This window comes from Streptomyces sp. ISL-43 (assembly GCF_018614195.1).
Taxonomy (GTDB): Bacteria; Actinomycetota; Actinomycetes; order Streptomycetales; family Streptomycetaceae; genus Streptomyces.
In genome coordinates, this window is record NZ_JAGGOT010000075.1 from 18,603 (window position 1) to 31,525 (window position 12,923).

Here is a 12,923-nt window from a genome sequence, read left to right on the forward strand (position 1 = left end):
ACGCGGACGCCGGGCCCGGTCACCGGCCCGGCGGCGCCCCTCGCTGCCAGGCTGGCCCGCATGGACCACCCCCGCGCCCGGACCTCACTCACCGTACTGCTGCTCGCCGCGCTGACCGCCGTGCTCCTGCCGGCCGTCCGCGAGGGGGGCTACTTCGCCGACCCGGCACGGCTCACCTGGTGGTACGCGGCCGCCTGGACGCTGTTCGGCGCGGCCGCCTGGTCGCTGCGGCGGGTGCCGGGCCGGTACGTGGCCCCGCTCGTGCTGGCGGGTGCGGTGGCCTGCTGCGCGGCGGGGCTGGCCGGGCCGCCGCTGACCAGCACCGATTCCTTCCGCTACGCCTGGGACGGGCGGGTGCAGGCCGCCGGGATCTCCCCGTACGACCACGCCCCGGCCGATCCGGCGCTGCGCGCGCTGCGCGACGACTGGCTGTTCCCGCGCGGCGGGGCCGACTGCGCCGGGCCCGACCGGGTCGCCGTCGAGCCCGGGGTGTGCACGCGGATCAACCGGCCCGCCGTCCACACCGTCTACCCGCCCGTCGCGGAGGGCTACTTCGGGCTGATCCACGCCCTGTCCCCGTCGGGCGTGCGCCACAAGGCCCTGCAGGCCGGCGGGGCCCTGCTGGCCCTCGCCGTCACCGGGGCGCTGCTGCTGGTCCAGCGGCGCCGGGGCGCGGAGCTTCGCACGGCCGCGTACTGGGCATGGTGTCCGGCGGTGGCGGTGGAGGCGGTGAACAACGCACACGTCGACGTCCTCGCCGTGCTGCTCTCGGTGGCGGCGCTGGGTGTCGTGGTGCGTCGGCGGGCCCTGGGCGGCGCCCTGTTCGGGCTGGCGGTGGCGGCGAAGCTGCTGCCCGCCGTGCTGCTGCCGGGCGCGCTGGCCGGCGTACGGCGGTGGCGGGACGCGGCGGCGCTGCTGGTGCCGGCGACCGTGGTGGTGGGGCTGACGTACCTGCCGTACGTGCTGCTCTCGCGCGCGTCGGTCTTCGGGTACCTGGGCGGTTACGCCGAGGAGGAGGGGTACGGGGATCCGGGCGCGGGCAGTCGCTACGCGCTGCTGCGCCTCGTGCTCCCGGACTCCTGGTCGGTGCCGGCGGTCGCGGCCGGGATGCTGACGGTGGTGGCGTACGTGTGGTGGCGCGGCGATCCGGAGCGGCCTTGGAGCGCGGCCCTGTCGGTGACGGGAACGGCGTTCCTGCTGATGACTCCCGGGTACTCCTGGTACGCGCTGCTACTGATCGCGCTGGTGGCCCTGGACGGGCGCGCGGAGTGGCTGGGGGTGGCGGTCGCGGGGGCGGCGGCGTACGTCTCGGTGCGCACGCTCGGCGGGGCGACGATCCCGGTGGCATACGGGTTGGCGGGCGCGGCGGTGCTGGTGGGGTGGGCACTGCGGCGGCGGGCAACGGCCCGGGATGGGGAGGGGGTTCGCCCCGGGCCGCCGCCGCAAACCGGTCGGGCCGGTCAGCCGATGTGGAAGGGGTCCCCGTAAACCTTCCAGTCCAGCGGGGTGTTGAGGTTGAGGTTGCCCTTCTTGACCCACACGCGCTGCGCGGTGTCGACGCGGCTGGTGTCGCTGTGCGCCTCTTCCTGCTTCATCGCCCAGACGCGGGCGTCGAGGAAGGCGTTGAGCCAGGTGGTCTCGTTGCCGCCCTGGGACGGGGGCTTGGCCTTGGAGAGGGCGCGCTTGCGGATGTTGCGGAAGCTTGTGGAGTCGGTGCCGTCACCGTGCATGACGATGGCGTCGTAGTAGATGAACTGACCGAGCACGCCGACCTTGTCGGACTTGCCCTGGCCCACGGCCGGGTTGAAGTAGACGCGGTCGCGCTCGTGGTCCTGGGCCTTCTTGAATTCGGGGTCGGAGGCCGCCTTGACCCAGTCCTTGGTGAAGTTGGGGTCGAGGCCGGCGTGCGAGTCACTGCCGTCGACCTTCTTCAGCGCCGGGAGGTACTTGGCGAGCACGTTGCCCGGCTTGACGCTCGTGTAGTACTGCACGAGTTCGAGCATGTCGTGGGTGCCGGAACAGAAGCCGATGATGCCCGCCGTGTAGCCGCGGCCGTCGCCTATGTCCTCGATGTACTTGTACTGCGCCTTCCAGTTCAGCGAGGAGTTCTCGGCGCTGGAGACGATCTGCATCGCGATGTCCTTCTTCACCGGATCGTCGAGCCCGACGGCGGCGGCCGCCGACACCCGTGCGGCGGGGGCGGCTTCGGGAGCCGCCGTCGCGTGGGCGGTGACCGGTACGGCGAGAAGGGCAGTGCCGAGCAGGGCACTGACGGCGAGTCGCTTGCGGTGGGGGGTGAACACTGGGCCTCCATAAGGGAGTTGCTGCTCCGGCGTCTTCGTTAGGAAACTTTACTACCAGAGATCTCACGACCTCAAGCCCCCGGAACCGACCACTCTGACCCGGGGCCGCGTTCGGCGAGACGCGGGCGGCGTTCGGTTGCGGCGGGTCGGGGTGGGGGCTGGGGTTGGGGCTGGGGTTGGCCTGCGCTGCGAGCTGCTCGGTGGCTTCGATGGCTGGGCGGGGGCGTCGGGTTGGCGGGGCACCGAGTCGGGTGGGGCTTTGACGGTTTCCGGTGGGCGTCCCGGTAGTCCAGTGTCCTTCCGTGCCGGGCCGGCCCCTCAAGGGCGCTCCTTCGTCGCGTCGCTTCGCGATGGCCTTCGGCCCCCCTTGACCGACCGTCCCGTCCCGGAACAACACAAGACTTCCGGGATCCCCCGGGGGATGGCCGGGGGGATGGACGTGGAGGGACGGCCGGATCAGAGACCGAGACGCCCGGTTCCGCCGGTCAGCCGGAGTTCTGACGGTCGGGAGAGGCCAGCCGGTCAGGGATGGGGGCGCGGGGCGAGCCGACCATCCAGCCAGGGCCCGCCGCACCCCTTCCCGGTGCTCCGCCCGCCCAACACCCATCAATGGACGACCAGATCCCCATCCGGGGCGTTGAGGCGCGTCAGATCGCTACACAGTCGCTCTCGGCATAGCGTCCGACGGCCGTCTGGGGCTGGACATAAGCCGCCGACCCTTCGGAAAGTGCCTGATGTCGTCCAGCGACGATCCCTTCGTCCATAGCGACGGAGAACTGATCCTTTGACCCTCAGATGGTCGCCAACCCGGAACAAAAGGGACTATCTGATGGTCGTGGAGGGATCCGGCCCGCAGTCGCGTAGCCACAGGGGCAAATAGAGGTCATAGGCGGCCCATATCCGGCAACGGCCACAGGCAGGCCGCAGTCGCGTCGCGACAGAGGCAAAATACTGCCCCTGGGCGGCTTGTATCCGGCAAGGGCCACAGACGGGGGCCGGACGCTAAGCCGAGAGGAACTGTGTAGCGATCTGAGGCGCCTCAAAGCCCCAGACGGGCCACACCAACAAGGCCGCCCCTCCACGTCCATCCCCCGGGCCATCCCCCGGGGGGATCCCGGAAGTCTTGTGTTGTTCCGGGACGGGACGGTCGGTCAAGGGGGGCCGAAGGCCATCGCGAAGCGACGCGACGAAGGAGCGCCCTTGAGGGACCGGCCCGGCACGGAAGGACACTGGACTACCGGGATCCCCCCGGCACCCATCAACGCCCCACCCGACTCGGTGCCCGGCCAGCCCGACACCCCCGCCCAACCGTCAAAGCCCCCGACCCGCCCGCAGCACAGGCCAACCCCCGACCCCGCCCCGCCCTGCGGCCGGTCGAACTGCGTCTACGAAAGGCCTCGTTCAGCCCGCGGAGCGATCCGCGGAGCCATTCGTCAAGCGATCCGCCGAGCCATCCGCCGAGCGGGACAGCCTGGTCTCCAGGCCACGCTTCGCCTCCGGCCATTCCGGGCGCGTGATGCTGTACACCGCCGTGTCCCGGATCCAGCCGTCCCGCATGACCATGTGGTGGCGCAGCACGCCCTCGTGGGTCGCGCCCAGCCGTAGGATCGCGGCCCGCGACTTGGCGTTGCGCACGTCCGTCAGCAGCTCGACCCGGTTCATCCCCATCGCCTCGAAGGCGTGCGTCAGCATCAGCAGCTTCGCCTCCGTGTTGGCGCCGCTGCGCTGCGAGGACTCCGCGAGGAAGGTCCAGCCGATCTCCAGCCGCCGGTTCGCGGTGTTGATCACCATCAGCCGGGTCGAGCCGAGGACCCGTCCCGTCGCCGCGTCCACCGTCGCGTACGGGATCTGCGTGCCCTCCTCCCGCGCCGCGACCGCGTCTTCGATGAAGCCCCGCACGTCGTCCGGGTGCGGGACCATCGTCACCGCGAGCTCCCACAGGCTGCCGTCGCGGACCGCTTCGCAGAGCCCGTCGTGGTGGCGGGGCTCCAGCGGCTCCAGCCGTACCCGCTTCCCGACCAGCTCGGCGGTCGCCGCGGTCATCGCCGTACCCGCCGCCGTCATCTCCGTCGCCGCCTGCTCCATGCCTGACCTGCCCGTTCCCGTGTTCCGTGTTCCGTGCAATTTCCACAACGCTGCACCGACAGGCGGACCTTACCCGGCGTCGACGATCAGCCCCACCAGGATTTCCATCGCCGCCGCCATGTCCACGTCCCCGTCGTAGAGCCACTGGACCTGCAGCCCGTCCAGCGCGGCGATCGCGAGGGCCGCCACCGCCACCGCGTCGAGTTCCGGCCGCACCCGCCCCTGGGCCTGGAGCGTGCGGAGGTTGTGCGCGATGAGCTCGCGGGTGGCGGCGTACCGCTCGGCGAAGTGCGTCTGCAGCGGGTGCCCGGGGTCGGTCGCGGACATCGAGAGGCTCGCGTAGAGGCGTACGAGTCCGGGCTCGCGCACGTTGTCCCGCGCGATCTCGGCGAGCGCGCCGAGCGCGTGGCCGCGATGGCGTTCGACCGCGGCCGCGACGGAGTTCTCGTCGCGCTGCGCGAGGACGGCGAGCAACAGTCCCTCGCGGGAGCCGAAATAGTGCAGCACCCCCGCCTCGGAGAGGCCGACCCGGTCGGCTATGTCCTTCAACGACGTTCGGTCGCCCTGTTCGGCGAAGACCGCCAGTGCGGCACGCAGGATCTCCGCGCGCCGGGCGATGCCTTTGGCGTAGGGACCGCGGGTCTTCCTGTTCGCACCGTCCATCCCGCGAAACCCTAGTGATGTAAGGCTTTTGCGTCTACGCTCGCGCGGCCGGTGGACCCGAGGGGGGCGGATGACGTCACGGACAGCACGGCGGGCACGGCGAGCGGAGCGGGCGCGCGAGGCGGGATCCGCGCACCCGGGGGTTCAGTCGCTGAGCGGCGGACTGCGCACCGGCGGCGGCCGGTCCGTCTTCTACGTGCTCCTCGCGCTGGTCGCCTTCGACGAGTTGGAGTCCGCCACCCTCGCCGTCCTGGCCCCCGACATCCGCGACACCTTCGGGGTCGACGACGGGGTGATGGTGTTCGTCGGCTCCGCCGCCGGGGCGTTCATCGTGCTCGGCATGGTTCCCCTCGGCTGGCTCGCCGACCGGATGCGGCGGGGCAGGCTGCTGGGGTGGGCCGGGCTCGGATTCGCCGGGATGGTGGCGGCGTCCGGGGCCGCCGGCAACGTCTTCCTCTTCTTCCTCGCCCGCTTCGGCGCCGGCGTGGCCCGCTCCAGCACCATCCCGGCCGGCTCCACCCTCATCGCCGACACCTACCCCATCTCCGTGCGCGGCCGGCTCGCCGCCGCCCAGGGCATGGGCACCCGGGCCGCCGCCGTGCTCAGTCCGCTCGCGGCGGGTTCGATCGCCGCCTGGGCGGGTGGGGACGCCGGCTGGCGCTGGGCCTTCCTCGCGCTGTCCGTGCCGGCCGCGATCGCCGCCTGCGCCGCCTTCCGGTTACCCGAACCGCCGCGCGGGCAGCACGAGATGACCGCGGTGCTGGGTGAGGTCGTCACCGACCACCGCCCCGGGCCCGTGTCCACCGAGGCCGCCTTCGCCCGGCTGCTGTCCATCCGGACCCTGCGGACTTCGGTGCTCGCCTTCGCGGCGATGGGCTTCGGAATGTTCACCGGGCCGCTGCTGATGAACCTCTTCGCCGCCGACCACTACGGCGCCGACGCGCTGGAACGCGGCTCGTACGCCACTCTCGGCGCCGTCGCCTCGCTCGCCGCGCTGCCGCTCGTCGGCCGCCGCTACGACCGCCTCTACCAGGACGATCCCGCCCGCGCGCTGCGCCTGGTCGGCGCCCTGCTGGTGCCGGCCGCGCTGCTGCTGCCGGTGCAGTACGCGATGCCGAGCCTGCTCTGGTTCACGGTGGCCGGAATCCCGGGCGCGGTGCTGGTCACCGTCTCGTTCACCATGGTCACGCCCGTCCTGCAGTCGGTGGCCCCGTACCGGCTGCGCGGGCTGGGTGCGGCGCTCGGCGGGATCTACGTGTTCTTCGTCGGCGCGACCGGCGGCGCTCTGCTCGCCGCGCTGCTGCAGAGCGCCTTCGGGCCGCGGGTCGCGGTGCTGGCGGTGGCGATGCCCGCGACGCTGGCCGGCGGACTGCTCCTGATGCGCGGATCGGCCTACATCCGGGAGGACTTGGAGCGGGTCGGCGCGGAGCTCCGCGAGGAGCGGGCGGAGCGGGACCGGCAGACGGCGGCGCCGGGGTCGGTACCGCTGCTCCAGGTGAGCGGTGTGGAGTTCGGCTACGGGCCGGTGCGGGTGCTGTTCGACGTGGAGCTGGAGGTGCGGCGCGGCGAGGTGCTGGCGCTCCTGGGGACGAACGGGAGCGGCAAATCCTCACTGTTGAGGGTGGTTTCGGGGCTCGGGACGCCGTCGGGCGGGGTGGTCCGGCTGGCGGGGACCACGATCACCTACGCGTCGCCGGAGCAGCGCTCCCGGCTCGGCGTGGTGCTCATGCCCGGCGGCAAGGGGGTGTTCGGCGGACTGACGGTGCGCCAGAACCTGCGGGCGGCCGCCCATCTGTACCGGTCCGACCCGGCGGACCGGGCGCGGCGGATCGAACGGGCCCTCGGCCATGTCCCCGCGATCGCGGGCCGGCCGGATGCCCTGGCGGGCTCGCTCTCGGGCGGTCTGCAGCAGCAATTGGCCCTGGCCATGGCCCTGGTGCACGACATCGAGGTGCTGTTGCTGGACGAGCTGACGCTCGGACTGTCGCCCGCCGCCGCGCAGGAGGTCCTGGAGGTGGTACGGGGGCTCAAGGCCGCCGGGGTCACGATGGTGATCGTCGAGCAGTCGGTGGACCGCGCGCTCCAGGTCGCCGACCGGGCCGTGTTCCTGGAGAAGGGCCGGGTCCGCTTCTCCGGCCCGGCCGGGTCGCTGCGCGGCCGGGAGGACCTGCTCCGCTCGGTCTTCCTCGGCAGCGCTGCCGGACCCTTCGGCGACGCCGTGGAGTCCCCCATCGACGCCCCGGAGTCCTTCGCCGCGGGCCCGGAGTCCCCCGCCGCCGGCCCCGCGACGGACGCGGGCGCGGTCCCCGGGGCGGCCCCAGGCGTCACCCCACCGGTGGACTCCGGCTCCACCCCGTCCGCCGACCCCGACTCCACCCCGCCGGCGGGCGCGGGTCGGCGGCGCGAGGGGGGTGTCCGTTGAACTTCGCCACGCCGCAGTTGCTGTTCGACGGGCTCGTCGGCGGACTGGTCACCGGACTGCTCGCCGTCTCCGTCGTGCTCGTCCACCGCTCCACTCGGGTGGTCAACTTCGCCGCCGCCGCGATGGGCCTGGTCGGCTCCGCCCTCCTCGCGCTGCTGACCGTCCGCTACCACGTCCCCTACGCTGTCGCGCTCCCCCTGGCCCTGCTTGCCGGCACGGCCTTCGGCGCCGCCGTCGAACTGTCCGTCATCCGGCGCCTGTTCACGGCGCCCCGGGTCATCGTGCTGGTGGCCACCATCGGTGTGGCCCAGCTCGCGCTGGTGATCGCCGCCTCCTACCCCTCGCTCGACGGGGGCCACGCGGGAGCCGCCCCGCGCTATCCGCTCCCCTTCACCGGCACCTGGTCCCCGCTGCCCGGACTCACGCTCGGAGCGGCCCAGTTGGCCGCCATCGCCGCCGTGCCGCCCGTCGCGCTCGGCCTCGGTGCCCTGCTCACCCGGACCTCCTTCGGGCTGGCCGTGCGCGCCGCCGCCGACCGGCCCGAGCTGGCCCGGCTGCACGGCATCAGCCCGAAGCTCGCCTCCACGCTGGTCTGGGCCGCGGCCGGGTTCCTCGCCGCCCTCGCCATGATCCTGGTCGCCGGGCAGCAGGGCTCCGCGGTCGAGCTCGCGCGGATCGGCCCGCAGACACTGCTCCGCGCCCTGGCCGCCGCCGCCCTCGCCCGCCTGGTGTCGATCCCCGTCGCGCTCGGCGCCGGGGTGGCCATCGGGGTCGGCGAGGCGCTGGTCCGCTTCCACACCCTGGGCCAACCAGGCCTGACCGACCTGCTGTTGCTCGCGATCGTCCTCGCCGCCTCACTGCGCGGGGGCGGCCGGGCCTCGCGGACCGCCGACCGCGAGGCCGGCGCCGTGTGGACGCACTCCTACACCCCGCGCGTGCGGCCGGTACCGCCCGCACTGCGCCGGCTCTGGTGGGTGCGCCACCTCGGGAAGGCCGGGCCGCTGCTGCTCTGCGCGGCCGGGATCACCCTCCCGCTGGCCGTCACCCAGCCTTCGCGGATCCTGCTGTGGACGACGGCACTGGCCATGGCCGTCTGCGCCGCCTCGCTGACCGTGACCACCGGCTGGGCCGGTCAACTCTCGCTCGGTCAGATGGCCTTGGCCGGGATCGGGGCACTGACCGCCGCCACCCTGCACCGGGGCGTCAGCCTCGACCTCGGACCGCTCGGGGTGCTCGCGCTGCGCGGCACGGTGCTCCCGGTCGCCATCCTCCTCGCGGCCACGGCGACAGCGGTCATCTCCGTCCTGCTGGCACTGGCGGTCGGCTCGGGCACGGCCCGCTCGCGCGGCCTCGGAGCCGCCGCGGCGACCTTCGCCTTCGCGGTCGCGGCCGAGCAGTACCTGTACCGCCGGCCCTTCCTGAGCGGGGAGTTCGGCCAGTCGGTGCCGCTGCCCCGGACCACCTTCCTCGGCCTCGACATCACCGCGCCCCGCACCTACTACTACGTGGTCCTGACCGTGCTGGTGCTCGTGCTCGGGCTCCTCGCCCGGCTGCGCCGCACCGCCACCGGGCGGGCCGTGATCGCGGTGCGCGACAACCCGGACGCGGCAGCCGCCTGGGCGGTGGCGCCCGTGCGGACCACCCTGCGGGCCTTCGCGCTCGCGGGTTTCACTGCCGGCGTGGGCGGGGCGCTGCTCGCCGGGGCCGTGCAGTCGATCCCCTGGTCGGACCGGTTCTTCCTGAGCGGCGACTCCCTGCTGCTGGTCTCGGTGGCGGTGATCGGCGGCCTGGGCTCCCCGACCGGCCCGGTGCTGGGAGCCGCCTGGCTGACCGGGGTGCCCGCGCTGTTCCCGGACAGCGCGGTGGCTCCGATGCTGACCAGCTCCTTGGGGCTGCTGGTGCTGCTGATGTACTTCCCGGGAGGCCTGGCCCAGCTGGGGCACGGGGTACGGGACGCCCTCCTGAGCTGGGCCGAGCGCCGGCATCCGGCGGAGCCGGGGCCGCCGCTGCGGACCGCCGGGGCGCTGGGCGACGTACGGGAACCCGCGCGGGCTCGGCTCACCGCGCCGGCCCCCGCTCCGGCCGGACCACCCCTCTTGGCGGTGGCGGGTATCCGGGTCCGCTTCGGCGGGATCACCGCCGTCGACGGGGTAGGCCTGGAGGTCCGGGCCGGCGAGAGCGTCGGGCTCATCGGCTCCAACGGCGCCGGCAAGTCGACACTGATGGACGCGATCGGCGGATTCACCCACGCCGAGGGCACGGTCACCCTCGCCGGCCGGGACCTGTCCGGCCTCTCCCCCGCCCGCCGGGCTCGCGCGGGACTCGGCCGCGCGTTCCAAAATGCCTCGCTCTTCCCTGAGTTGACGGTGCGCGAAGCCGTGTGCGTCGCGGTCAGGGGCCGGCCCGGCAAGGGTCTCGCGCCCTCCGAGCGGGCGCTGCGCACCGAGGCCGACGAGCTGATCGGATTCCTCGGCCTCGGCGAGCTGGCCGACGCGCTGGTGGCCGACCTGTCCACCGGCACCCGGCGCGTCGCGGGACTGGCCGGCATGCTCGCGCTGCGGCCCCGGCTGCTGTGCCTGGACGAGCCGACGGCCGGGCTGGCACAGCGCGAGACGGAGGCCTTCGGGCCTTTGATCCAGCGGGTCTGCCGGGAGTCCGGGGCCGCGCTCCTGCTCATCGAGCACGACATGCCGCTCGTCATGGGCATCAGCGACCGCGTGTACTGCCTCGGCGAAGGCCGGGTGATCGCCTCCGGCCCGCCGGAGGCCGTGCGCGCGGACCCGGCCGTGATCGCGAGCTACCTCGGAGGCGGTCCCGAACTCCCCGCTCGCTCCATGTCAACGGCTGTAGCCGCTAATCCCGTTCCTTCACCACGCTCCCGGAGGGTCCGATGAGAACACCGCCCTTGCGTACCGGCCGGGCCGCGGGCCCGGCGCTCGCGCTGTCCCTGGCCCTGACCCTGGCGGCGGTGGCCGGGTGCGTCGCGCCCGCCCCACAGGGCCCGGCGGGCGACACCTCGATGCCCGCCGTCGCACCGGGGGTCACGGCGGACGGCATCAAGGTCGGGATCACCTATCCCGACCTCGAAGCCGTCCGGCAGTTCGTCCAGATCGACCACGGCGACTACGTCGCGGCGTACGACGCGGTCATCGCGCGGATCAACGCTCAGGGCGGCATCAACGGCCGTCTGATCGTCCCCGTCTACGCCAAGATCAACCCGGTCGGCCCGGCGCCCGCGCAGGAGGCGTGCGCCCGACTCGCCCAGGACGAGAAGGTGTTCGCGGCGCTCGGCTTCTTCAACTCCGACGATCCGCTGTGCTATGTCGAGACGCAGCGCACGGCCGTCTTCGGCGGGGCTTTCACGGAGGCGGGCGGGGCGCGGGCGAAGGCCCCGTGGTTCAGCACGGCCGGCGGGGACGGGATCACGGCGGCGGTCGCGAAGTTCGCCGAGCAGGGCGAACTGCTCAAGGGCCGGAAGATCGCGGTCGTGGGCAGCGTACTGGCGCCGAAGGACGTGGAGAAGGCCAAGTCGGCTCTGACCCAGGCCGGTTCGGCGCCGGTGGAGACGGCCACCCTGGACGCGGCGCCGAACGACACCGTCGCCGTCGCCCAGCAGTCGGCGGTGATCGTGGAGCGGTTCCGGGCGGCGGGCGCGGACACCGTCTTCGCCATCGGCCCGATCTCCACCTCGATCGGCACGCAGATCGAGAAGACCCCGTGGCGGCCCCGCTTCCTCTTCCCGGACCTCGGCTCGGGCGCGTTGTACGCGGCCGACCAGGCGCCCCACGACTGGTCGGTGCTGGCCGGCGCGACCGCGGCGGGCATCCGCTCCGACTTCCAGGACCCCGAGTACCTGGCCTGCCTGGAGGACCTCTACCGGGCCGACCCGTCCCGGCGGGGCACGGTCCTGGCCCCGGAGGCGAAGCCGCAGGGCTCGCCGGACCTGTACACCTCGGTCCTGACGGCCTGCCAGAACATCGCGCTGTTCCGGGCGGTGGCGGCCAAGGCCGGTACGAAGCTGGACTACCGGACGCTGAAGGCGGCGGGCGACTCCCTGGGCGCGTTCCACGTCCCGGGCGTCGCGGGCACGGCCGAGTATTCGGCCGCGTCCCCGTACGGGAAGCGGCAGTTGTCGATCGCGCACTACGATCCGACGACGCGCCGCTTCACGGTGGCTCCTTGAGCTCCTTGAGCTCCTTGAGTCCTTTGAGTCCCTTGAGCCACCTCTTTGAGCTCCTTGCGCGTCTCGGTGCTCAGAGCCAGCCGTTGCGCCTGAAGCCCCGGTGGATCACGAAGCAGGCGACGGCCATCACGCCGACGACGAAGGGGTATCCGTAAGTCCAGTGCAGTTCGGGCATGTTGTCGAAGTTCATGCCGTAGACACCGCAGACCATCGTCGGAACGGCGACGATGGCCGCCCATGCGGTGATCTTGCGCATGTCCTCGTTCTGGGCGACGGTCACCTGCGCGAGATGGGCCTGGAGGATGGAGTCGAGGAGGGCGTCGTACGCCCCGATCTGGTCGGTGGCGCGGGTGAGGTGGTCGGCGACGTCACGGAAGTACGTGCGCATCTCCGGCGGGATGACCGGTATCGGCTGCGTGCTCAGCTGCTGGAGCGGCCGGCTCAGCGGGGCCACCGCCCGCCGCAGCTCCAGCAGTTCGCGCTTGAGCTGGTAGATCCGGCCGGCGTCGCCGCGCCCGCCGTGCTCGCTGAACACCATGGTCTCGACGGCGTCTATGTCGTTCTGCACGGCGTCCGTGACGGCCACGTACTCGTCGACCACATGGTCGGCGATCGCGTGCAGGACGGTGACCGGCCCCTTGGCCAGGTGGTCGGGGTCCGCCTCCAGGGCCTCGCGGACCGGTCCGAGGGTGCCGCGGCCGCCGTGCCGGATGGTGATGACGAAGTCGTCGCCGGCGAAGGCCATGAGCTCGCCGGTCTCCACGACCTCGCTCGTCGCGGTCAGCTCCTCGTGCTCCACGTAGCGCACGGTCTTGAGCACGGCGAAGAGGGTCTCGTCATAGCGCTCGATCTTGGGCCGCTGGTGCGCGTGGACCGCGTCCTCGACGGCCAGCGGGTGCAGGCCGAACAGCTCGGCGAGGCCGGCGAGCTCGGTCTGCGAGGGCTCGTGCAGGCCGATCCAGACGAAGGCGTCGCCCGTCTTGCGGACCCGGCGCAGCGCCTCTCCGGCGTCGGCGCAGCCGTCCTGACGCACGCCGCCCTGGTAGACGACGCAGTTGACGACGGCGCTGCCGAGCGGAGAGCGCGCCGGGTGGCTGAGGTCGACGGCCCGCCGGTAGCCGCGGCGCACGGCCCGGCGCAGGTTGCTGAACATGGACATCGACGTACTCCCCTTCGGCTGATCAGCGGCCAGTGTGCCACCGGACCGGCCGCGGCCCTCCGTCGGGCGGGTCGGCGCACGGGCACGGCCTCCCATCCCTGCACAGCC

8 protein-coding genes are annotated in these 12,923 nt (G+C 73.0%); 4 read left to right on the forward strand and 4 right to left on the reverse strand.

The window, feature by feature from the left end; translation table 11 throughout:
* The first annotated feature begins 60 nt into the window (after positions 1–60).
* The gene (locus tag J7F03_RS35350; protein WP_214956837.1) at positions 61–1,488 is read left to right on the forward strand and encodes a glycosyltransferase family 87 protein; all 1,428 of its coding nucleotides are present in this window, start codon (positions 61–63) and stop codon (positions 1,486–1,488) included.
* On the opposite strand, the gene J7F03_RS35355 is transcribed toward J7F03_RS35350, so the two are convergent.
* The 3 genes from J7F03_RS35355 to J7F03_RS35365 all read right to left on the reverse strand — a co-directional run bounded on the left by J7F03_RS35355 (position 1,461) and on the right by J7F03_RS35365 (position 5,051).
* Positions 1,461–2,303, reverse strand: coding sequence for a chitosanase (locus J7F03_RS35355; RefSeq protein ID WP_214956839.1), 843 nt, complete (start codon positions 2,301–2,303; stop codon positions 1,461–1,463). The genes J7F03_RS35350 and J7F03_RS35355 overlap by 28 nt on opposite strands.
* A 1,401-nt stretch (positions 2,304–3,704) precedes the next feature.
* Complete coding sequence (locus J7F03_RS35360; RefSeq protein ID WP_214956841.1) at positions 3,705–4,388, reverse strand: GNAT family N-acetyltransferase; 684 nt, start codon at positions 4,386–4,388, stop codon at positions 3,705–3,707.
* A 69-nt stretch (positions 4,389–4,457) separates the two neighbouring features.
* Entirely contained in the window at positions 4,458–5,051 is a 594-nt protein-coding gene (locus J7F03_RS35365; RefSeq protein WP_214956844.1) for a TetR/AcrR family transcriptional regulator, read from the reverse strand.
* Positions 5,052–5,121: 70 nt separating this feature from the next.
* Here J7F03_RS35365 and J7F03_RS35370 point away from each other — a divergent pair, with 70 nt between their 5' ends.
* Genes J7F03_RS35370 through J7F03_RS35380 form a run of 3 tightly spaced genes read left to right on the forward strand, consistent with a single transcriptional unit; the run spans position 5,122 to position 11,656 of the window.
* Positions 5,122–7,473, forward strand: coding sequence for an MFS transporter (locus J7F03_RS35370; protein WP_214956846.1), 2,352 nt, complete (start codon positions 5,122–5,124; stop codon positions 7,471–7,473).
* Positions 7,470–10,367 (forward strand): branched-chain amino acid ABC transporter permease/ATP-binding protein, encoded by a 2,898-nt coding sequence (locus tag J7F03_RS35375; protein ID WP_214956848.1) that lies wholly within the window; start codon positions 7,470–7,472, stop codon positions 10,365–10,367. The genes J7F03_RS35370 and J7F03_RS35375 overlap by 4 nt, the downstream gene beginning before the upstream one ends.
* On the forward strand, positions 10,364–11,656 hold the full coding sequence (locus J7F03_RS35380) for an ABC transporter substrate-binding protein (RefSeq protein ID WP_214956850.1): 1,293 nt from the start codon (positions 10,364–10,366) through the stop codon (positions 11,654–11,656). The genes J7F03_RS35375 and J7F03_RS35380 overlap by 4 nt, the downstream gene beginning before the upstream one ends.
* A gap of 70 nt (positions 11,657–11,726) precedes the next feature.
* Here the strand turns inward: J7F03_RS35380 and corA are convergent, their stop codons facing one another.
* Positions 11,727–12,815 carry a magnesium/cobalt transporter CorA gene (corA, locus tag J7F03_RS35385; protein ID WP_214956853.1) on the reverse strand — a complete coding sequence of 363 codons (1,089 nt, stop codon included), beginning with the start codon at positions 12,813–12,815 and terminating at the stop codon, positions 11,727–11,729.
* Positions 12,816–12,923 lie beyond the last annotated feature (108 nt).